Annotated in this window: 15 protein-coding genes; 1 reads left to right on the top strand and 14 read right to left on the bottom strand. The window is 42.6% G+C overall.

What is annotated here, in order from left to right:
* Positions 1 to 190: 190 nt before the first annotated feature.
* Together BLS16_RS18850 and gltB are read right to left on the bottom strand one after the other, a co-directional pair.
* A complete protein-coding gene (locus BLS16_RS18850) occupies positions 191 to 1,675 on the bottom strand; it encodes a glutamate synthase subunit beta (RefSeq protein ID WP_092335204.1) in 1,485 nt (494 codons plus the stop codon).
* 18 nt (positions 1,676 to 1,693) lie between these two features.
* The gene (gltB, locus tag BLS16_RS18845; protein ID WP_092335203.1) at positions 1,694 to 6,268 is read right to left on the bottom strand and encodes a glutamate synthase large subunit; all 4,575 of its coding nucleotides are present in this window, start codon (positions 6,266 to 6,268) and stop codon (positions 1,694 to 1,696) included.
* 533 nt (positions 6,269 to 6,801) lie between these two features.
* On the opposite strand from gltB, the gene BLS16_RS18840 reads away from it, so the two are divergent.
* Positions 6,802 to 8,409, top strand: a complete 1,608-nt coding sequence (locus BLS16_RS18840) for a cell wall-binding repeat-containing protein (RefSeq protein ID WP_092335202.1) — start codon at positions 6,802 to 6,804, stop codon at positions 8,407 to 8,409.
* 221 nt (positions 8,410 to 8,630) lie between these two features.
* Here the strand turns inward: BLS16_RS18840 and BLS16_RS18835 are convergent, their stop codons facing one another.
* The 12 genes from BLS16_RS18835 to BLS16_RS18780 form a co-directional block, all read right to left on the bottom strand.
* A complete protein-coding gene (locus BLS16_RS18835) occupies positions 8,631 to 10,280 on the bottom strand; it encodes an AMP-binding protein (protein WP_207649776.1) in 1,650 nt (549 codons plus the stop codon).
* A 374-nt stretch (positions 10,281 to 10,654) separates the two neighbouring features.
* Positions 10,655 to 11,812: an acetyl-CoA C-acyltransferase gene (locus BLS16_RS18830; RefSeq protein ID WP_092335201.1), complete on the bottom strand. Its 1,158-nt coding sequence runs from the start codon at positions 11,810 to 11,812 to the stop codon at positions 10,655 to 10,657.
* An 11-nt stretch (positions 11,813 to 11,823) separates the two neighbouring features.
* Positions 11,824 to 14,211, bottom strand: coding sequence for a 3-hydroxyacyl-CoA dehydrogenase/enoyl-CoA hydratase family protein (locus tag BLS16_RS18825; protein WP_092335200.1), 2,388 nt, complete (start codon positions 14,209 to 14,211; stop codon positions 11,824 to 11,826).
* 65 nt (positions 14,212 to 14,276) lie between these two features.
* Positions 14,277 to 15,578, bottom strand: a complete 1,302-nt coding sequence (locus BLS16_RS18820) for a DUF362 domain-containing protein (protein ID WP_092335199.1) — start codon at positions 15,576 to 15,578, stop codon at positions 14,277 to 14,279.
* A 47-nt stretch (positions 15,579 to 15,625) separates the two neighbouring features.
* A complete protein-coding gene (locus BLS16_RS18815; RefSeq protein WP_092335198.1) occupies positions 15,626 to 16,492 on the bottom strand; it encodes a 3-hydroxyacyl-CoA dehydrogenase family protein in 867 nt (288 codons plus the stop codon).
* Between the two features lie 91 nt (positions 16,493 to 16,583).
* Positions 16,584 to 18,398, bottom strand: coding sequence for an acyl-CoA dehydrogenase family protein (locus BLS16_RS18810; protein ID WP_092335197.1), 1,815 nt, complete (start codon positions 18,396 to 18,398; stop codon positions 16,584 to 16,586).
* An 88-nt stretch (positions 18,399 to 18,486) separates the two neighbouring features.
* A complete protein-coding gene (locus tag BLS16_RS18805) occupies positions 18,487 to 19,965 on the bottom strand; it encodes a 4-hydroxyphenylacetate 3-hydroxylase family protein (protein ID WP_092335196.1) in 1,479 nt (492 codons plus the stop codon).
* Between the two features lie 88 nt (positions 19,966 to 20,053).
* Positions 20,054 to 20,833 (bottom strand): enoyl-CoA hydratase/isomerase family protein, encoded by a 780-nt coding sequence (locus BLS16_RS18800; protein WP_092335195.1) that lies wholly within the window; start codon positions 20,831 to 20,833, stop codon positions 20,054 to 20,056.
* A gap of 374 nt (positions 20,834 to 21,207) precedes the next feature.
* On the bottom strand, positions 21,208 to 22,602 hold the full coding sequence (locus BLS16_RS18795) for a sigma-54 interaction domain-containing protein (protein ID WP_092335194.1): 1,395 nt from the start codon (positions 22,600 to 22,602) through the stop codon (positions 21,208 to 21,210).
* A gap of 218 nt (positions 22,603 to 22,820) precedes the next feature.
* A complete protein-coding gene (locus tag BLS16_RS18790) occupies positions 22,821 to 23,225 on the bottom strand; it encodes a MaoC/PaaZ C-terminal domain-containing protein (protein WP_014901817.1) in 405 nt (134 codons plus the stop codon).
* Complete coding sequence (locus BLS16_RS18785; protein ID WP_092335193.1) at positions 23,222 to 23,620, bottom strand: FAS1-like dehydratase domain-containing protein; 399 nt, start codon at positions 23,618 to 23,620, stop codon at positions 23,222 to 23,224. Before BLS16_RS18785 ends, BLS16_RS18790 begins: the two co-directional genes overlap by 4 nt.
* Before the next feature lie 41 nt (positions 23,621 to 23,661).
* Positions 23,662 to 23,859 (bottom strand): hypothetical protein, encoded by a 198-nt coding sequence (locus tag BLS16_RS18780; protein ID WP_092335192.1) that lies wholly within the window; start codon positions 23,857 to 23,859, stop codon positions 23,662 to 23,664.
* Positions 23,860 to 23,861 lie beyond the last annotated feature (2 nt).

Here is a 23,861-nt window from a genome sequence, read left to right as displayed (position 1 = left end):
AAACCTGAAATAATAGGACATTTTTAAAATAGCCGAATCGCTTGTGCTCCAAGCGATTCAGCTATTTTTCACCCCTCTAACTTCTAAAGTCAGGAGCAAGGAGTGTCGCATATATCGAAAAGGTCATACAGAGGGCCCGCAACAAAAATTCAGTTGTTGCGGGCCCTCTGCCAATTATCATTCTGCAAACTTACTTTATAACACTCTTACCCATGAGGTATTTATCAACTTCCCGGGCAGAAAGCTTCCCTTCTTGCAGAGCCCAGACGATGAGACTCTGACCTCTTCTCATATCGCCAGCGGTGAATACCTTATCGACGTTGGTCTTAAAAACCTCGTATTCAGCTTTTACATTACTTTGGGGGTCTCTGTCAAGCTTGAGCTCATTAGCAATCGTATCTTCCGGACCTAGAAATCCCATGGCTAAGAGAACCAGATCCGCTTTCCAAATCTTTTCGGTTCCAGGAACCTCCTGAGGCACCATTCTTCCCGAGGGACTCTTGACCCAATTGATTTCTACTGTGTGTACTTCACTGACCTCACCATTCTCGTTTCCGACAATCTTTTTAGTAGAAATAAGATAGTTTCTGGGATCTTTTCCATACAGGCTAATAGCTTCTTCCTGGCCATAGTCCACATTGAGTTTCTTCGGCCATTCCGGCCATGGATTAGACTCTTCTTTTCTCTCGGCGGGTGGTTCAGGCATGATCTCAAACTGGTAGACGCTCTCACAGCCATGCCGTATCGAAGTGGCTACGCAGTCCGTCCCTGTATCCCCTCCCCCGATAATAATAACATTCTTTCCTTTAGCACTAATGAAATTGCCATCTTGCAGATTTGAGTCAAGGAGGCTCTTGGTATTAGCCTTTAGAAAATCCACGGCAAAGTGAACACCTTTGAGGTCTTTCCCTTCAACGTCAAGCCCTCGTGCTTTGGTTGCCCCAGCGCACAACACTACTGCATCATACTGATCAACCAACTCCAGAGCACTGATGTCTTTACCCACTTCTGTATTTAGAACGAATTGAATTCCAGATTCCTTCAGTAACGCAAACCGTCTTTCAACAATTTGTTTCTCAAGCTTCATGTTGGGAATCCCGTACATCATTAAACCACCGACTCTGTCGCTTCTCTCATAGACAGTTACATCATGCCCCACGGCATTTAAATAATAAGCGGCCGATAGTCCTGCCGGACCGGAACCGACAATTGCTATTCTCTTTCCTGTGGCTTTACCCTTTCGGGACTTTACCCACCCTTCAGCAAAGGCTTTCTCAATGATCTCATACTCAAGACTGTTGATGGTAACTGGCTCCATGATATAGCCTTCAGTACAGGCACCTTCACAGGGTGCAGGGCAAACTCTGGATGTGAATTCCGGGAAAGGGCTGGTTCTGGTCAGCCTTTTATAAGCATCTTCCCACTGACCCTTAAATATCAGTTCATTCCACTCCGGAATTAAATTGTGCAGAGGACATCCCGAGGCCATGCCATTTAATAGCACACCAGCGTGACAGAAAGGTACTCCACAGTTCATACATCGTGCACCCTGAGTTTTTATAACATCAGGATCCCGTGAAAGTCTTATCTCATTCCAGTCTTTGATTCTTTCCTCTGGGGAACGTTTCTTCGGTTTAACTCTCTTATACTCTAAGAATCCAGTCGCTTTTCCCATTTCAGTCCCACCTCACACTTAAGTCCTGGAAACATCTTTAAAATTCTCTTTAAAGGCAACCAGTAAGGCCTCTTCACCTTCTAAGCCGGCCTTATGAGCTTTATCAATGTTCTCAAGCATACGTTTGTAATCCTTTGGAATGACCTTAGTGAATCTTAGTGAATAGCTTTTCCAGCTCTCCAGAACCTTCTTGCCCAGAGGACTGCCGGTATTCTCGACATGCTTTTGGATCATTTCCCGAATTTCATTCATTTCTTCTTCAGACTCAATTTTCTCCAGTAAAACCAGTGATTTGTTGCAATATGCTTCGTCAAAGTCAAGAAGGTAGGCTATTCCACCAGACATTCCGGCTGCAAAGTTTCTTCCTGTTTTGCCCAGAATAACCACTTTTCCTCCCGTCATATATTCACAGCCATGATCGCCTACACCTTCGACGACTGCTTTTACCCCACTGTTCCTTACACAGAATCTTTCTCCTGCTATCCCATTGATATAAGCTTCCCCTGAAGTTGCTCCGTAGAAGGCAACATTTCCGATCAAGATATTCTTCTCAGGTTCAAAGTCGGAAGTTTTCGGAGGATAAACCGAAATTTTGGCCCCTGAAAGACCTTTTCCTAAATAGTCGTTAGAATCTCCTTCCAGTTCGAGGGACAACCCTTTCGGAGTGAATGCTCCAAAGCTTTGTCCGGCTGACCCCACAAAGGTAAGCTTAATTGTATCTTCTGGAAGTCCTGCTTCCGCGTATCTCTTAGAAATTTCGCTTCCGATCACTGTGCCGACAACTCGGTCAACATTATTGATCTTGAGTTTGGCCCGAATTGGTGTTTGATTTTCAAGAGCAGGTTTACAAATTCTCAGAAGTTTTTTGACATCCATTGTTTGTTCCAGCATATGGTTCTGCGGCTGGGTATTGAATCGACTGATATCTGCGCCGGCATATGGTTGATAAAGAATCTGGGATAGGTCTAAGTGTTTAGCCTTCCAGTGCTTTACATTCTCTTTTGCTTTTAGTTTATCCGAACGTCCAACCATCTCATTGATGGTTCTAAAGCCCAGCTTAGCCATAAGCTCACGCATTTCCTGAGCAATAAATCGCATAAAGTTTTCAACATGTTCTGGTTTCCCTGTGAAGTTTTTCCTCAAAGTCTCATCTTGAGTGGCTATTCCTACAGGGCATGTGTTTAGATTACAAACTCTCATCATCACACAGCCTAGGGCGATTAACGGTGTTGTTGCAAATCCGTACTCTTCAGCCCCAAGCATGGCCGCAATAACTACGTCTCGGCCTGAAAGCAATTTGCCATCAGTTTCGACAACTACTCTGTCTCTCAACTTGTTTAGAACCAAGGTCTGATGAGTCTCGGCAAGTCCCAGTTCCCATGGAAGTCCCGAGTTCTTGATACTTGTTCTAGGTGAGGCCCCGGTTCCTCCGTCATATCCACTGATAAGAATGACGTCTGCTTTTCCTTTTGCTACTCCTGCAGCGATGGTTCCAACTCCAACTTCGGAAACCAGTTTAACGTTAATCCGTGCATCCCTGTTAGCGTTTTTTAGGTCATATATTAGCTCTGCCAAATCTTCGATAGAATAAATATCATGATGGGGTGGAGGTGAAATAAGGTCTACACCTGGGGTTGAATGCCTTACCTTAGCTATGCTTGGGTAAATCTTTCGTCCCGGAAGCTGTCCACCCTCACCCGGCTTGGCACCCTGAGCCATCTTAATTTGAATCTCCTGGGCATTTACCAAGTAGTTGCTGGTAACGCCAAATCGCCCGGAAGCAACTTGCTTAATAGCACTGTTTTTTGTATCTCCGTTGGCCATTACTTTAAAGCGTTCGCTGTCTTCTCCGCCTTCACCGGAGTTACTTTTACCACCAAGCCTGTTCATGGCAATAGCCAGACACTCATGGGCCTCCTTGCTGATAGATCCATAGGACATAGCTCCGGTCTTAAATCGTTTGACAATCGAATCAACCGACTCTACTTCCTCAATAGGAATGATGTCATCGGCATTAACCTTAAAATCCAGAATATTTCTTAAGGTGTAGAGTTCGTCATCATTAACCTTTTTAGAATACTCTCTATAGAGGTGGTAGTTTCCTTCCCGACATGCCCTTTGAAGCATATAGATTGTTTCAGGATTATAGAGATGGATTTCCCCATCATCCTTACATTGGAAGTGTCCGCCTACTTCAAGAGAATCAGTGTAGAGTGAATTCTCATCGAAAGCGCTTTCGTGACGCATTTGATTTTCCTGGGCAATTTCTTCAAGTCCTATGCCCTCTAGTCTGGAGGGGGTAAAAGTGAAGTACTTGTCAATAAGCTCCTTTTTAAGCCCTACAGCCTCAAAGATTTGGGCACCATGATAACTTCTCATCGTGGAAATCCCCATTTTTGTGAGTACCTTAAGAACCCCTTTTACCGAAGCTTTTATATAATTCTTTTTAGCCTCTACATAACTAAGCCCGTTTAATACGTCTTTTTCAGCAAGGTCTTGAATTGTTTCATAGGCCAAATACGGGTTGATTGCAGTGACCCCATAACCAATTAGAGTACAGAAATGGTGGACTTCTCTCGGCTCACCAGATTCTAAGACGATTCCTAAATTGGTTCGAATTTCTCGTCTAATAAGATGGTGATGAAGTCCTGAAGATGCTAAAAGCGCAGGAATTGCTGCAAGCTCTTCATTAACGCCCCGGTCTGAGAGGATAATAATATTTGCACCTTCACTGATAGCCTTGTCGGCTTCTGCGAAAACTCTATCTAAAGCCTTTTCCATAGAGCTTACCCCTTCCGAGGCCTTATAAAGTATGGAAAGGGTGGCAGCTTTGAGCCTGCCATTGTTTAGCTGCTTAATGGTTTCAAGTTGTTCATTAGTTAGTATGGGGTAATCAAGGGACAGACTGGCTGAGTTTCTTTGATCAGGATCAAGAAGGTTTCCCGTATCACCCAGCAGAACGCTGCTTGATGTAACTATTTCTTCTCTTATTCCGTCAATAGGAGGATTAGTAACTTGAGCAAAGAGCTGTTTAAAGTACAGATACAACATCTGGGGTTTCTCGGATAATACAGCTAATGGTGAATCCATACCCATCGCGCCTATAGGATCAACCCCTTGGGTCGCCATAGGCTGAATAGTCATAGTAATATCCTCAAAGGTATAACCAAAAGCCTTCTGTTCCTTAATTAGGTCTTCGCTCACCTTCTCTTCCTTTGCTTTCTCAACAGGCAGACCGCTGAGTTTGACGATATGGCGGTTGTTCCATTCTTCGTAAGGATGCATTATTGATACACTTTGCTTTAACTCTTCATCTGAGATGATTCTTTGCGCTTGAGTATCAATAAGCAGCATTTTGCCAGGTTCCAGCCTGCCCTTATATTTTACATTTTCAGGTTTTATATCAATTACCCCGACCTCTGAGGCCAAGACAACTTTGTCATCTTTTGTAACGTAATACCGAGAAGGTCTGAGTCCATTTCTGTCTAGTACTCCACCGATGACCACACCGTCGGTAAACCCCATGGCAGCAGGGCCATCCCAGGGCTCCATTAGAAAGTCATGGAATTGATAAAAGTCCTTCTTTTCTTTAGACATTTGCTCATTCTTTTCCCAGGGTTCAGGGATCATCATCATTACGGAGTGCGGCAGCGACCTGCCGGTTAGGTGAAGAAATTCTAAACTGTTGTCGAACATGGCGGAGTCACTGCCCGACTCGTCCACAATAGGATAGACTTTTGCGAGGTCATCAAACAACGGGGAAGCGATACACTTTTGTCTAGCCTTCATCCAGTTTACATTGCCTCGAATGGTATTAATCTCACCATTATGAACAATATATCTATTAGGATGAGCCCGCTCCCAGCTTGGGAAGGTGTTGGTGCTGAACCTTGAGTGAACCATTGCTAAAGCTGATACGAAATCAAGATCGGAAAGATCGAGATAAAAGTTTCTCAGTTGCTCAGCTGTGAGCATGCCCTTATAGACAATTGTTTTGCAGGAAAGGCTGGCAACATAGAATGTTCCCCCCTTATCTTCACACATGGGGACGATGACTTGTTCGGCCCTTTTTCTGATAATATATAGCTTTCTTTCAAAGTCCATCTCATCAGTAATGCTAGGATCTTTTTCGATAAAAACCTGAATAAATCTGGGCATTACCGTTTTTGCACCTTCGCCAATGGTTGATTTATCGATGGGAACTTCTCTCCAGCCAAGGATCTTCTGGCCTTCTTCCTGAACGATTCTTTCAAAGGTCTCCATCTGTGTTTTTCTGAAATCATCATACTTATGTGCAAAAATCATACCTACGCCGTAGCTGCCTTTTTCCGGCATTTTAAAACTCAAAACTTCACATTCTCTTTGGAAGAAATCGTGAGGTATTTGAATCAGTATTCCGGCTCCATCACCTGTGTTTTCATCCGCCCCGCTTGCCCCTCTGTGGCTTAAGTTTTCCAATACAGTTAAGGCCTCATCTATAATGCCATGAGACTTTTCGCCCTTGATATTCACAACGAATCCCATTCCACATGCATCATGCTCTAATGCTGGATCGTAAAGCCCTTGTTTCATTGGCAAACCATAACTTTGCATATTACTCACCCTTCGTTGCGAATTTAAATATATAAAGCAAAAAAGCGACTCTAAAAGAATGTACCTCAACCCGAAGTACAATTTTCTCTTTGAGCGCCTTTGCTCTACATTATTCATCTTTGTGTGTTTGTTTAAACTTAACATAAGAACCCTTACGATTCAACCGTTTATAACATGGATTGACCATAAAATCAGCAAAGAATCCTGTATACTTTACGAATCGATTGTATAGTTTCCCTTTTCCATGTCTTAACTATTCAAATAGATTATAGAAAATCAATTATAGCGTGAACTTCTTATAGCCTAGCCAGGATAAAATCCCTGCTAGGTTATTTTGCTTTGCCAAGAAGTTAAAAAGACAAGTCAATGACTTTTGGCATTTTTATTCTCTTATAATGCCGATAGGATGGAAAAAATTACGAGGTTAGAAACGTCCAAGTTTATGGTAAACTTGAAGAACCCTGTGCGAAAAAGGGCAAATAATTTCACATTGAAGCACTTCATCGATGTACTAAAGAAAAAAGGAGGCCGAGATGAAGCATCGTAAATTTATTAGTTTAGCTATTGTACCCATATTAGTGGCAACTTTTATCGCAACAACAGCAACTTTATCTCTGGCTAGTATCAGCATTAATCCTCGCCTTTCTGGTTCAGATCGATACGAAACTTCAACTGCCATCGCGAATCAGTTTTCTAATCAAACGGTTAGCAATGTTGTACTGGCTTCCGGCAATGATTTTCCCGATGCTTTGTCAGCCAGTGTCTTAGCCCATGAATTAAGTGCTCCAATCTTATTGGTTGATCGTAATACCCAAACATCTAAAGCAGCCCTAGATTATATTCAAGCCCATCTGCAACCGCAAGGCACGGTATATATAACCGGCGGTACTAGCGCAATAGGGAGCGATTTTGATAGCGTGCTTTCTAGTCAAGGTTATCAAATAAAACGACTGGGTGGCTCAGACCTGTACGACACAAATGAGTTAATTGTAAACGAGTTAAACTCGACGAGTGATACTGTTTATATAGCCAGCGGTCAAAATTTCCCCGATGCGTTAGCTATTTCCAGTTTTGCTAGTCAAACCAATTCACCTATTCTATTGACGCAAACCAATGGCTTACCAAAAGGGGCACAAGAATACCTAACAAACAATGAACCAAAGAACATTTATATCGCTGGCGGAACTGCGGTTGTATCAGTCTCCGTGGAAAATGAGATTAAATCGATTTCCCCTAATTCAAAAATCACACGATTCGCAGGACAAACTAGATTCGATACAGCTTCATTAGCATATGGCCAATTAGCTACGAACCCAAAGACAATCTACGTTGCGTCAGGATTAAACTATCCTGATGCCTTATCAGGTACAGTACTAGCGGCTTTAAATGGCGACCCCATTCTACTAATTGACCCCTCCACACCATTGGTACCTGATAGTATTGCTATGTATTTATCACAGCTCTATAAAAATGGTGCAACCCCAAACGTTACCGCTCTGGGCGGGTCGGTAGTTGTACCTGATGAAGTCATTAATAATGTGGTTAACCTGTTAAATGGCAAAAGCCAATCGCCGCTATTTAATATCACCAAGGTTGACTCTAGGTTGAATTTTGGCGGCTTACCTGTCAATCTGTTACCTAATAAAAACTATTGGTTCAACATTAACACTTACAAATATAACTATCCTTATAGCAGTTTTCATTCATCCGTAGAATATAATCTGTATTACTATATGCTGAATTTAGATAATCAGGTATCTGTTCACAACAGGGCTTTAGCACTTCATGGCGGAATAACCACCAATAACTGTGTTTATTTTCAAGCTGAAGCCTTGAGAAGAATAGGCTTTAATATTAGCAATTCTATGGCTAATACCATTCAATTTAGTAATTTGCTCTCAAAACTAGGTTTTAAAAAAGATACGGACATTGGCAATCTAAAGCCAGGTGATATTGTTTTCACTAAAGGATACTCCCACACTTATACATTTATGGGTTGGGTTAATCCCGGAAACTATGATTATGCTTATATCGTTGATAATCAATCGAGATCATTCGGTGGTCAAGTTTACCATGTGCGCAGCACTACTGGTGATCCAGGGCAAAACACTGATGGCATGGCGTTTTTCATGTATTATTAAGGTATATAGACAAAAGCAGAAATACCTCTATCCAATGGTATAATTATACTATACGGTAGAGGTGTTTTTTGATGTGTGTGAAATAGGATCGGAACCAGTAAAAACGATCAAACTCGTGTGTATAAGAGATTTAGTGGGCAATCTACATCCCTACACCGGACACCCTTGAAGGGTGTTCGGTGTATTTTGCGTTTTTTTCCAGGGAAGTGTTCAAAATCAGACTACTCATCTTTTAACAGTCTCCGCAAGACTTTTCCTGCTCCTGTAGCCGGCAGGGATTCTCTAAATTCTACGAGTCGGGGCACCTTATAGGGTGCCATTTTTTGTTTTGCCCACTCAATAATTTTTTCAGCGGTAATATTTGCACGCTGGTCAGGTTTAACTACCACATAAACTTTGACAACTTCTCCTTTTTGAGCATCAGAAATTCCAGTAACAGCTACTTGGACAATCCCTTCATATCTGATTAACATAGCTTCAACTTCTTCAGGAAACACACTATATCCACTTACCTTGATCATTTCTTTGAACCGCCCACAAAAGGTAAGATAATTGTCTTCATCTAATATCCCCATATCTCCGGTGTTTACCCATCCATTACTCAAGGTCTGAGTTGTTTCTTCAGGCTTATTCCAATAGCCCTTAAATACACCTGGGTTAGAGATGACTATCTCCCCCATTTCTCCTGATGGTCTTTCCTTGCCGGTTTCCGGATCAATAATTTTTATCTTGGTTTCATAGTTTGGAATCCCTTGAGTTCCCCACTTTACCGCTTTAGATGGCATAAATGTATCGGCAGTGTGAGTTTCGCTTAAACCATAGGCTCCTTCGCATAGTCCACATCCTCCGGTAAACTCAGCCCACTTCTGTGCGATCTCCTGATTTAGGGTAATTCCGAAGCTTGTAGCTCGACATGTTTTCAGCGAAGAGAAATCATACACTCCGGCATTCTTCACCTGCATTACCGCAATATTCATTGGGGCTACACTATACCACCAAGTACATTTATACAAATCAATTGCTTGTAAAACAGCAATTGGGTCAAATCGATATAGGAGCACGATGCTGGCATTTGCATATATAGGGCAGTTGACCCCCAGTAACATTCCCGCGATATGATAAAGGGGTACCACCGTCAGTAGGACATCTTCCGCCATAATTGAGCTGCTTTGAGACACTGCAGCGGCCTTAAAGAGTGTATTTTTATACGTAAGCATGGCTCCTTTTGGCTTACCAGTCGTGCCAGAAGTATAAATTAACAGACTAACATCTTCCATATCAATTTCTACGACAGAATTTAAAGCTTCCACGCTTTTAATAACCGTCAGCATATCACGAACTCCTGATATGACTGGTTTAGGTTGAGAAAACTCTTCCGGGACATTTAGCGTCGGTTTCTCAGGGAGAAAATCACTATAACTGGTAAGAATGATTTGCTCGATTTTAGTCTTGGATTGAACCTTTGCTATAACATCATATACGCTGTCAACAGCAACAATCACCTTGGCCTGCATATCATTTAATTGATACTCCAACTCCCACTCCTTAAATAATGGACTGCAAGGGCCAACAACCGCCCCGATTTTCTGGATACCGTAGTGCGCAATGAAGTACTGAGGACTATTAGAAAGAAAAAGAGCAACATTCTCCCCTTTCTTAACTCCGGATTTTGATAAATAAGTCGCAAACCCCTCGCTAAGATCATCTAATTCCTTATAAGTAATCTCCCGCCCATACCAAATGATAGCAACCTTCTCAGGGTTCATGCGGGCATTATCTCTCAAATACTCGTGTAAAGGTTTCTGACCCTTGGAATAGTTTAACTTAGGGTCTAAATCACCAGGCCACTCTTTGCGCATACGTTCACCCATGCTGACTACCTCCTTAAATTTCTTTGTTCATCCTTAGAAATATTTTGGGTAATCACTTAATTAAGGCTTAATTTAAATAATAATGCTATGAAACAAATAATTTATAGAATTTTCTGATATATTTGTTCAAAAAAAATATCTCCTCTAAGAAATTAAGGGGCCAATTGCACAGTGAACACTTTAGTGAAGTTCACGCTACAGCGAGCACCGATGCTGAAGGCCAATTGCGCCCAGGTTCACTCCTGCGAGCGCCCCAGAGGTTGGCGCAATTCCTTCAGCATCCAACGAGCCAGTGAACGTAACGTGTGTGAACAGGGCAATTTTGCCCCTTACTTTCACAAGACCCCAATTGGCCCCTTACTTTCACACAGACCCTATAGTAACTCGTAAACCCCCGCAGCCCCCATGCCGCCACCGATACACATGGTCACCATACCATATTTCAGCTTCCGCTTAGTCATTTCACTTAACAGCGTTGCGGTAAGCTTAGCACCAGTACAACCGAGGGGATGCCCAAAAGCAATCGCCCCTCCATTGACATTTACTTTTGCTGGGTCTATCCCCAGAGTCTTTAAGATTGCCAGTGATTGAGACGCAAAAGCTTCATTCAGTTCGAACAAATCAATTTGATCCAAGGTCAAACCAACTTGTTTTAGAACTTTAGGAATAGCCTTAATCGGGCCAATACCCATAAGCTCCGGTTCCACACCTGCCATGGCAAATCCACGCCAGACAGCCAAAGGGGTTATGCCTAAATCCTTAACTTTCTGTTCCGACATTAAAAGAGTCATTGCCGCTCCATCACTGGTCTGAGAAGAATTTCCAGCCGTGACTGAGCCACCGGCCTTGAAAGCAGGTCTTAATTTTGCCAAAGACTCAACCGTGGTTTCCGAGCGTATCCCCTCATCTTTGCCAAACCATTTTTCTCCCGGTTTTCCCCATGTTGGCAATGGAACAGGCACAATCTCATCATCAAAGCGCCCACTGGTTTGAGCAGCCCAGGCTTTCTTATGGCTTCCGGCGGCAAACTCATCTTGTTGTTCACGGCTCACTTCATACCTTACCGCTACATTCTCAGCAGTAATGCCCATGGAAATATATGCTTCAGGGCAGTTTACAAGCATATATGGATTCGGAGCAGGTTTGGCGCCACCCATGGGAACCATCGACATGCTCTCAATCCCTCCGCCAATCATAACATCTGCTTCACCCAAACGAATTCGGTCTGCTGCCATGGAAATAGCCTGCAGCCCTGATGAGCAAAAGCGATTAATCGTTACTCCGCACACATCAATTGGGAGACCTGTGCGCAAAGCCATAATCCTGGCAACGTTCATTCCCTGTTCTGCTTCGGGAAAGGAACAACCAATAACAAGGTCTTCAATGTCTTTGGTGTCAAGAGCCGGAACACTTTTAAGGATGTCTTGGATAACATAAGCGCCTAAATCGTCGGGTCTGACTTGGGCCAAGGATCCTTTCCCCGATTTTGCAATAGCAGTTCGTTTAGCTTGTACAATAAAGGCTTCTTGCATTCTTCTCCCCCCTAATTCCGTAATGGCTTGCCTTTGGCGAGCATATGACGAATACGATCTTGAGTCTTCGCTTCGCCTAGTAAGCTCATAAAGGCTTCTCGTTCAAGATCCAAGAGATATTGCTCATCAACGAGCATTCCCGCAGGTCGATCCCCACCGGTCATAGCATAAGCAAGTTTTTCACCCATATGTTGGTCATAATCCGAGATATAGTTTCCTTGGCGCATGCCATATAAGCCCAGTTCCAAAGTACCACGAACACCGGAACCAGCAATTTTAACCTTCTTCGGCAGATTCGGCCTGAAGTTTCGTGCCAAATCAATCACTCGGGCCTTAGCATCTAAAATGATATGTTCAGAATTCATGCTATAACGATCATGATCACGCAAGTAACCCAGCTGCCGGGCTTTTTCGGCACTTGTTGAAACTTGGGCCATAGCAATTGCTTCAAACCGCTTAGCAAAGAAATAATCTGGCGCCACTTGAATACCAGGAAGAATACCTTCCATTGCTCTTACAGCCATTTCTTTGGTCCCACCGCCGCCGGGGATTAAGCCAACCCCCATTTCCACGAGTCCCATATAGGTTTCTGAAGAGGCTTGAATAGCGTGAGTATGCAAGCAAATTTCTGCGCCGCCACCAAGTGTCATGCCAAAAGGAGCCGCAACAACAGGTTTCTTAGCATATTTCAAAGCCATCGTCTGATCCTGTAAAGCACGAATCATTAAGTCAATTTGATCCCAATTCTCTTCTTCCGCTTCCATTAGAATGAGCATCAGGTTTGCACCCACGCAGAAGTTCTTTCCTTGATTTCCGATAACCATACCCAGGTAATTCTTTTCAACTTCTTGAAGTGATTTTTGGATCATGGTTACGATATCTTCACCAATAGAATTGTTAGGGGAGTGAAATTCTAAGCAAGCGACTCCATCTTCAAGATCAATTAAGCTTGCTCCGGCGTTCCCCATAATAACCTTACAAGCTTTATGAGCTTGCTTAAAGGAAAAGGCATAAGGGCTTACGGTTTTTTGATGATAATTCCCATCCCCATAATAGGCTGTCTGTCCGTCTTCAGTCTTTTGATAGAAACTTGTATATCCTTTAGAAAGTAGTTCTTCCACAAGGGGTGGAATGGTGCCGCCTTCGGCTAGGATACGATCAGCAATTGCTTTAACTCCCAAGGCATCCCACAATTCAAAGGGACCCATTTCCCAGTTATAACCCCACCTCATGGCTTGATCGATGGCAGTAATATCCTCGGCAATATCCTTGACGATGGTAGCAGCATAAAGCAGGGATGCTTTCAACACATTCCAAGCAAACTCTGCTCCCACATCGTCACCATTAACTAAGGTACGAAGCTTTTCCTGCAACCCTTTAGCCTGTTTTGCCTTTTCTAAGGAAGCAAATTGAACCTTCTTCTGTGGGCCATAGGTCAAAGTATTAATGTCCAAGACTTCGATGACTTTACCTTGTGGCCCTTTAGTCTTTTTGTAAAAACCCTGCTTGGTCTTATCCCCTAACCAACCATTTTTCAACATAGTATGAATAAACTCCGGCAGTATGAAACTGTCTTTTTCGCCAGGCACGCCTTCAGCAACATTATTGTTTGAATGAATAAAGGTATCCAACCCAACAAGGTCTATGGTGCGGAATGAGGCACTCTTTGGACGACCCATAACCGGTCCAGTTAAGGCATCGACTTCCTCTACAGTTAATCCTGTTCGGAGCATTTCCTTAAGTATTACCGGTGAACCTATAGCACCGATCCGATTGGCAATAAAGTTAGGGGTATCCTTGCACATAACCACTCCTTTGCCTAAGACACGTTCTCCAAACTCGACAACGAATTTGACAACCTCAGGATCAGTATTGGGGCCAGGTATGATCTCCAGTAGTTTCATATAACGTGGCGGATTAAAGAAATGGGTTCCCAAGAAATAATTAGTAAAGCTCGCTGGCAGCCCCTCAACCATTGCTTTTAGGGAAATCCCTGAAGTATTTGAACTAACAATAGTCCCCGGCCGAACAATCTCAGCAATCTTTTGGAATAGATCAATCTTTATATCGAGGCGCTCGACCACAACTTCAATGACCCAATCTACTTCATTTAAGCGTCCTAAATCATCGCTCAAGTTTCCTACCTCTATACGATCTGCAAACTCTGGCACTAAAAGTGGAGCGGGATTCATTTTTATCAGCTTGCCTTTATTCCCTTCGGCAATGCTATTTCGAACCTTAGGGTCTTCAAGGGTCAATCCTGCAGCCTCTTCCTTTGCTGAAAGCTTAGATGGTACAATATCCAGTAACAGGCTTGGAATCCCGGCATTAGCCAAAAGTGCTGCAATTGTACTTCCCATAACACCTGATCCTATTACCGCAACTTTATGAATCTGCATTTAAATCCTCCTCTCATTTCTTGAGTTTCCTGGTACTTTTTACCTCCTATTTAATGGTTTCATAATTATTCAATTGACCAATCCCCAATTTTAAAACCATCCGCCTCTTTGTAACGACCTATTAAGTAGTGCCGAAAACGCACATACTCTTTATAGTCGCACCTAATCCCCTCTTCATCCAAGGCCTCAACGAACTTTTCTAAATCAGGCGGACACCCCCAAAGTGGGATAGCCTTCTTAATATTGGGATTCTCTTTATTCAAGTGACAAGCGCACTTGCCAAAGAGAACTGTCTTGTCAAAACCGCTGGAGGCGAGCTTCTGCTTGCCGCTGACTAGCTCTACATTAGGGAAAGGCTCGCCCTTAAAGGCTGATCCTAAAAGTATCAACATTGGATTGTACTGAACTGAACAGCCTGTGCACAAACTGCTGTCATACTTGCGAATTGACAGTCCAGTTATTCCCCTTTTTTGAAATCCGATGGGCCCGGTGTCATTTTCTGACCATTCCCAATCATAGTCAACATATTCCTGATGATCTTTAACACTTTCCCCTCTGACCTCATAATCTGCCAGTTCTAAACTATAGCCGTGACGTTGGGCATAATTGGTTAGATGGATCACCTCCTTCGCTTCATAACCTAAGACAGCCGACCCTACAAGATCACAAGCAAAAGGATCACGAGACGCTATCAAGAGATCTTTTCTAAACGCCTTTCCAGTTGGTCCGGGACCTTTTTCTAAGGTATAAAGGCCATCTATTATAGTCAAGGCGACGGGTAACTTTTCAATAATTCGAGGAAACATGCTGCTTAGTTCCTTATCACCCACACCATGACAAGTCTGTTTTGACTTCTTATTGAGGCACCCTTTGAGATTTTTGATGCCCAAAGACACTTTTGCTATATTGTGAGTTTTTAAAACCGGTACGTTAATAATTTTGTCTGCTTCCAAAGCAGATTTGGCCATATCAAGTATTAAACCTTCTCCGTAGTCTACAGTTGTAAATTCTGCTTGGTTAAAGTCCACAAGTTTAACACCGAAACGTTCTTGTAACTTTTTATATCCAATCCTGTCATAAACAGCATCTCCCTGCGGCTTTGACGTAAGAACTGCACCTTCACCAATTGTCAAATCATTAAAACCATGCTCCGCCAAAATACGAACTAAAGCACCCATCACTGCACTAGTGGTAATGACACCGTAAGGAGGAAAAGGCAAATCAAAGTCCCAACTGACGATGTTCGGTTTAATTAGGATCTTATCATTCGTATTTAGACCAGCAAGTCCATCGCACAATCTCAGACATTCTTGAAGAGATTCATAAACATCCTTTACTTTAACAAGTGAAACTGCTTTTTTGATCATTGAAACTACCTTCTCCTTTGAAAGATTGATTGGTGAGATGGCGGAGTTCACTCATAAGCGTAAAAACCTTTTTTCGTCTTCCTACCCCATTCTCCCTTAGCAAACTTCTCTACAATTAACGGCGAAGGCTTATCTTTAGGATCTTGAGTCTCTTGATACCTTTCCATACCGATATAATAAGCTAGGTCTATGCCCGTGAAATCCAGCAAACGGAAAGGGCCCATGGGATGACCTAAGGCATTGGTTACTGCCACATCAATCTCCTCAGGTGTGGCAATCCCCATATCAGCCAGAAACTGAGCCTCATGGTGAAGTGCTGCAAGGATTCGATTAACTAAAAATCCGTAGATCTCCTTCTTGAGTAAAACACCATTCTTGCCCATCTTTTCGCATAAATCCATTGTTACCTGCGCAGTTTCCGTAGAAGTATGTGGGCCTTGCACTACCTCAACAAGCTTCATGACAAGGGCAGGATTGAAAAAATGCATATTGCATACTTTATCTGGCCGTTTCGTGGCATCTGCTATCTTAGAACTAACAATAAAAGAACTATTGGTTGCCAAAATAGCTTGAGGAGGTGTAATCCTGTCTAAGTCTGCAAAGAGCTTGCGCTTTACATTAATCATTTCCACAGCAGCCTCAATGACAAAATCTGCATCTCCCGCTGCCTCTTCAAGGCTTTGGGTAAAGGAAATATTGGACAATCCTTGGTCTGCCGTTTGTTGAGTTAATTTGCCTTTGCTAACTCGCTCCGGCAAATAGGTGCGGGCAAATTCTTCGGCTTTTTCAAGCATTTGGAGGCTAATATCCGTACAGATGACCTTAAAGCCAGCTAATGCTGCACTCAAAGCTATTTGATGCCCCATATTTCCTGCGCCAATGACACATATTTTCTTAACATTCTCTATTCTCATTGTTACCCTCCTAAAGAAAACTTGACTGTCACCCGAAGACACTGTCTTCTCACATGTTGCCTGAGGACTAGAACCGAAAAACCCCGAACAGTTAAAATGCCCCTTCCGGAATATCAATAGCCGAAGTATCTGCTTCCTTAATAATCTTCACAGTCGCCATGACATCAGGCAAAATATTTAGGATATAAAATCTGGCACTCTGTACTTTCCCTTGGTAGAAGTCTTTATCCTCATTGCCTTGGTTTAGTTTTGTCTGCGCCACAATTGCCTGTTGTATGAGTAAATAACCGCTATACAGTTCCGCAGTAATCCTAAGAATTCTTGTACTGTACAAAGGAACAAGTCTGATATTTTCTTTGAAGTAGCCTAACACTGTACCTAACAAGTCTTGATATGCCAACAATGCTTTGCCCAGCACCTGGAACTCCCGGGCAAAGGTTTCATGATTCTGGTTCACCTGCACAAACTCAGCTATTTCCATAATCCATTCTTTGAAGATGGTTCCTTTATCCAAATTCCATTTGCGTGCCACTAAGTCCATGGATTGAATGAAATTGGTTCCTTCCCAGATTGAATAGATCTTGACGTCCCTTGCTTGACGAGCCACCGGATACTCCTCTGTGAAGCCGTACCCTCCTAAAACCTGAATGGCTTCGGTAATCATCAACCAACCTTGGTCAGAGCAGTAGGCTTTAACAAGAGGTGTTATAACTTCAATGAAACGTTTTGCCTTAGCTACATCAGCAGGATCATCCCCAAATTCAATTAAATCCTGAAAGAAGTAGCCTTGAAAAATCATCGCTCTCATTGCTTCCAAGGTTGCCTTTTGAGTCAGCAACATACGACGGATATCTTCATGTTGAATGATCGGAACTCTATCCCCTTTGGGATTGTGAATGGGTCGACCCTGAACACGTTCTTTAGCATAATGTACGGAATTATTGTAGGCTACAGTTGCCACTGCCAGGGCGCTGTGTCCTGTATCTAACCGTGATCCATTGATCATCTTAAACATCTGGGCCATGCCCTGTCCAAAACCTCTCTCATCAGGTGCGCTTCCTAATAACACACCCCGACATTGACCTTCTTCTCCAAAACTAAGCACTGCCGTCGAAGATCCCTTAAGACCCATTTTGTGTTCAATTCCAACTGTAGAAACGTCGTTGGACTCTCCCAAACTTCCGTCTTCATTAACCCAGATCTTGGGTACAATGAATAAGGACAAACCTTTTGTGCCAGGTGCCGCTCCATCGACCCGAGCTAATACTAAATGAATGATGTTTTCAGTCAGATCGTGATCTCCGCCGGTAATAAAACACTTTGTGCCTTTCATCTTATAAATTAGGGGATTCTCTGTCGCATAAGCTTTTGAGGTCATATCTCCAACATCAGAACCCCCACCGGGTTCAGTTAAACACATAGTTCCTTCCCAAATCCCCTGGAACATTTTTGGCGTATAAAGGGCAATCTGTTCCGGTGATCCAAAGGCTTTAATCACCGAACCAATACCACCACTCAAGCCGATATAGGGGGACATTGACGGGTTAGAAGCAATAATAAACTCCCGTACAGCTTGGTTAAGGATCTCCGGAAGTGCACCCTCTCCTTCTACGTCACTATTGCTGGCCCCCCACCCGTTTTCTTGGATATATTTGTAGGCCTTATGAAAGGATGGCGGAACAGATACTTTTCCATCCTTGAAAATTGCTCCTATTGTGTCCCCATCATCGTTTGTAGGAGCGACAACCTCTTTGCACACTTTTAAAGACTGATCGAGAATTCCATCGACATCCTCAATACTCAGATAGTCCTGAAAGCGTTTTAAGCCTAGAATTTTCCCTCCATCCAGCCACTCTTTGATGATAAATTTATGATCCCGATTGCTAAAAAGGAAATTACTAGCCATGGCAACCATCCTCTCTGTTTAGCCATTAATTACTACATTTCTTGATAAAATTCTGAAATCTTTCGTATAAGAATACATCTTCTTACGGTTATTTTTTTGTAGGCCTTGCTGACATACCTGCAATTGCCCGCACAATATCCTTTTTTGATTCAAGATCATATTGGGATGTAATGGCAATCTGCTCCATAATTGGCGATCCACCGCCATGATAAGCACCATATTGAGTAGGCCCAGAAAAACTGGAAAGTCCAAAGTCAACAAAATTCAGCCAATACTTGATTTGATCCTCAATGGGGATTTTTGGATTTCTGTTCAGGTATTTTTCCAACAATTGTTTAGTTTCTGGATTTGCAAGGTCTTTTTCATAAGGGAAGGTTGCCGGCATACCACCAGCAATATTGCAGAGAATTTCTTGCTCATGGAAAACTGCCTCTCCGGTTAGACACCTGCCTACGTTGGCATAGATTGAATTGGGAATATAGCCGCCGGGCCCATACTTCATAACTCCAACACCTGGAATATAGACTTCAGGCTTACCTAAATCAGAAGCAGTATAACCTGCTGCATAACCCAGTTCACCTGTCATGATTAGTTTCGATAACATCTCACGCACATGGGGCGTATTCTCAATACCATTAATTTCTGCTGCCAGACCGCTCAGACCGATGACATAATCGAGCATGGCCGGCTTACATCCGGAGTAGGAATGCCTATGGAACAAGGCAAACAAAAGAGCAGCAATACCTCCGTGCTGAACTTCCCCACATAGGAAAACTCTTTCCCAAGGAATGAAACAATCCTCAAAGATGATATAAGAATCGGTATAGCCATACTCAATTCCCCTCTCATAATGGTCACGCTTACGAGGATTGTGTATATGAACAACCTGCTTTATTCCTTCGTAGTCAGATGGTACAGCAAAAGCCAAGGCATAAGCTTCTTCACCCTTTTTGAGAGCCCGATTAGGAACAACCAGGATTTCATCAGAGATGGAGGCTTCAGAGATGTGAACTTTAGAACCACGAACTATGATGCCGTCGCTCCTTTCTTCCACCACGTGCACATACATGTCAGGATCATCCTGTTCTGCCGGTCGTTTAAGACGTGCACCTTTAACGTCTGTCTGGGCGCAGCTTGCGACTAGATCCTCCCTCTGAAACCTTTCCAGCCATTTAAGCCAGTTATCGTGATAAGCAGTTTTAGCTTTTGGTGACTTTTGTGCTTCGTATGAAACTGCATTAATGGCATTTGCAGCATCTATTCCCATACACCTTTGAATACACTGCCCCACCTTATTACACATAAATCTAGTCATATCTTGCTTTTTGTGCAGATCCTCTACGCTCTGATGAATATGGTTAAACCGATTAATAATTTCTCCGGTAAGATGAGATGTCACAGTACATAGTTCCTTACTAGCCGGATCCCAAGCTGCATCAAAGGTTAAGCCCATAACATTAATCGTTCCTTCTTGACGCTCATCAAGCCTATCCATTTTCTGTCCATTGCAATAGAGGTTGTTGTTCATCTTTCCTAATCTCTCAATATACTGAGCTCTAGTCCTCATATTCAAACCCCTTTCAATTCATGGTTAGTTTTAAAATCGACAGGATTTTCTAAACAATCTAACCCATTAAGTATTCCTTCATAGATTCCTAACGGCCCAGAAATTTTGCCGGTCTCTTTTCCAAAAAAGCTTTCATCCCTTCTTTTTGATCCTCAGTTGCAAAAAGAAGGCTGAAACACTTATGTTCATACTGCAGCCCTGCTTCAAGATCCATTCTAAGCCCCTCATTCACGGAGGATTTAGCCATACGTAAAGCCACAGCCCCTCGATCAGCAAATCGCTTGGCCATTTTCTTAGCTTCAGAGAATAACAGATCAGCAGGCACGACTTTATTGACTAGACCTATGCGTAAGGCCTCTTCAGCTTTGATAAAATCCCCGCTGAATATAAGTTCTTTTGCTCTACCAGCACCAATTAAACGAGGTAAACGCTGGGTTCCTCCTGCTCCCGGCAGAATGCCCAGCTTTATTTCCGGCAAGCCAAACTGGGCGTTGTCCGCTGCTATGCGCACATCCGCTACCAGGGTCAGTTCACACCCGCCTCCCAAAGCATATCCTGCAATGGCAGCAATGACAGGCTGAGGCATATTTTCAATGATCTGGAGGGCTCGATGGGAAGGTCTGTCACTAATTGTCACTTCAACTGCGGTAGCAGAAGCCATCTGCCCAATATCCGCACCGGCTGCAAACACCTTCTCACCACCGGTAATAATCATTACCCTTACCGAGGGGTCATTCCCAATCTTCGCAGCGGCTTCTGCCAGTTCGCTGAAAACTTGATCATTAAGAGCATTAAGTACCGCAGGACGATTAAGCGTAAGCATTGCAATCCCGTCCTCTATTTCTACAAGGATTGTTTCATAAGCCATTTCATTACCTCCCTACAAGAATAGACTTCTTTAAATTTTCTGAATACTGACTCAGCATTCAAGACTAGCAAAAATCATGCCTGATTAGAAACTTATTTTAACAAACTCCTAAATTGGTCAAATTTGAATAATAGAGACATTAGCGCTAGAATCCTTACCTAGTAGTAAAACCAGCACTAGTCGGGTTCCTCGTTACTTATAACAGGGAAAAGTTACCCATAAAAAAACCAGCACTATCAAGTTATTTCTGCCAAGTGTAAAATAAACCTCCAGTCAAGCAAATTTGCCTGACTGGAGGTTTACAATCTGTATGGAAATTGGTACAAAGCTTAATTCTCGATTTTAAAACCGTGCGCAAAACGCACAAATCATTGTTAGTCTATACCATATCTGTGTAACTTATCGTAAAATACTCTCCTTGAATAGCCCAGAGCCTTCATTGCCTTCGTACGGTTGTTTTTATGAGTTACTAAGGCTGAGAGGATTAGTTCTTTTTCAACGGAAGCAACAATTTCTTTAACCGAAGAAGGTTTCTTCTGTTTTAATTGCTCCTCATGCGTTGGTAATATTTGACCTGGCAGATGATACATCTCTATTGTCAGGCCACTGCACACTATACTTGCGTGCTCTAAAACATTCTGCAACTCTCGAATGTTGCCCGGCCAGTCATACTCTTGGAAAAAACCAACAACCTGGGGAGAGAGAGTTAATTCATGCCCAACCTCACGGGCAAACTGATCCAAAAATGTTTTAGCGAGAGCTAAGATGTCATCTTTGCGTTCTCGTAAAGGATTTAGATTAAGGGGAACAATATTTAAGCGATAATATAGATCTCGTCGAAAAGTACCTTGTTTAATCATACTTTCCAAATCTCGGTTGGTGGCCGCGATCACCCGAATATCTACCTTGATAGTTTTAGTTCCCCCGACTCTTTCAAACTCTTTCTCTTGCAAGACTCTTAGTAATTTCGCTTGCATTGTATAGCTCATATCCCCAATTTCGTCTAAAAAGATTGTACCGCCATGGGCCAGCTCAAATTTACCAAGTTTACCTCCTTTTTTTGCCCCGGTAAAAGCTCCATCTTCATAGCCAAATAGTTCACTCTCGATGAGATCTTCAGGGATTGCAGCACAATTTACTTTAATCAGAGGTTTATCTTTACGACGGCTGCTATTATGTACCGCTCTAGCTAATACTTCCTTACCAACACCACTTTCACCACGGATTAATACGGTACTATCCGTGCGGGCAACCTTAGCAGCCAAGATTAAGGTCTCTTTTACATTTCTATTTTGTCCTACATATTCTTTAAAAGATAGGGGCAGGTGTTCCCATTGTTCTAACTGCTCTTTTAAATAATCGGCCAAACCTTTTGTTTGTTGAAGTTCACGGTTTAATTGAACAACTTCTGTTATATTCTTGAATGTTGAAACACAACCAATAATTACTTCTCCATTATATAAAGGGAAGGAACTGCCTACTACATCGATACCTAAAGATTCTAAGTAGTCTCTGCCACTGGTTGCCTTACCTGTATGTAATATCTCTATAGCTGCTGCTTTTGGCTCAATTTTATCTAATCTCCGTCCTAATACTTTGGCCACAGGTACCCCGAGAATTTTTGCATAAGCCTCATTTGCATAAACAATCGTTGTATCGGAATCAATAACGAGCACAACATCATGGATACTATCCAATATTTGGAACAAAAGTTCTCTATCCCATCGTGGAAAATCGCTGGTTGTGACTGCATGGGCTCCGACACTCATGATTATCCCCCATTTAAACTTATTTTGTAATTATTATATAGGAGTAAGCCAATTGAAGTAAAGGAAAATCTCTAGTAATAGTTTAAATATTCTTAATATTACATTATATTTAATGCCCCAGAAACACAAAAAAGACCTAATCTAAGTCTTTTTTGTTTCTGGGGCATTAATTTCTTAAAGAGTATACAAATCCGCACAGAAGGATCTTGAATGAACGTTCATCGCCTGAGTGAAACATGTGCTAGTCCTGACATAACTCGTTTCTGTTGGTTGTTAAAGGCCTCCAAATTACAAACCAAGGTGTTTTCAGAGCGGACTTTTATATTACCAGAACATGTTATTATATCTCCTGGTCGTACTATTTGTTCAAAACGCACATTGAACTTACTGATAATTCCTTCTTCACCCATCCAATCTGTTACCATGGCCGCCATTTGGGCCATAGTTAACATTCCGTGTACAATTGTTCCCTCCAAGCCTGCTTGGCGTGCATAATCGTCATCAAGATGAATAGGATTAAAATCCCCTGAAGCTTCGGCATACTGGCGAACTTGCAAATCGCTTGGGATCCATTCACGGACAGGAAGTTGATCTGAAACCTGATAATCTAGAAGACTTTTCATTCCCCTTCCTCCTTAGATGGCTGGATTAGGACAGAACTACTGGAAAATACCAATTCCCCAGCCAAATCATACCCCGTTGTTTCAAGCACGAGAAAGGTGTTCTTTCCGAACTTTCCGCGACCTTCGTAAACATCTTTGATGCTCTTCTTATAAGTAAGGCTATCCCCCACATTGAGTGGTCGATAGTATGTTATTCTCTGTTCACCGTGAATCATACCGGGAGTCGGCAATTGTACTCCCGGTATGTTTGCTTGAACCAATGTTCCTACAAACGTAGCAGGAACTCGGTCATCGAACCGCACTCCTATGGCTTCAGCAAACCTACGTACATCTTCAAGTCTAATTTTAAAAGCTATTGCTTCACTTTCGCGGCCGATTAATTCTTTATTAATCATACTCCTCTGCCCACCTTTGCTAAATGGTATAGCCATTTTCTTTAAAGGCCCATCTTTCTTTTCAGTTCACTAAGCTTTTCAATAATAAATTCAGAGTCTGGATCAAGGGCACCGGCTACCATATACTCATTTAAAGCTTCATAAAGGTAACCGGCACGCTCCTTGAGAATCCCCTCTCCTAGATGCCTCATAGCCAAACTTTCATGATCCAGATCATCTGCGTTATGTCCGATGTGCACAG

Source organism: Desulfosporosinus hippei DSM 8344, from assembly GCF_900100785.1.
GTDB lineage: Bacteria > Bacillota > Desulfitobacteriia > Desulfitobacteriales > Desulfitobacteriaceae > Desulfosporosinus > Desulfosporosinus hippei.
The sequence above is the reverse complement of the archived record's forward strand: the minus strand, read 5'-3'. Positions and strand labels throughout refer to the sequence as shown.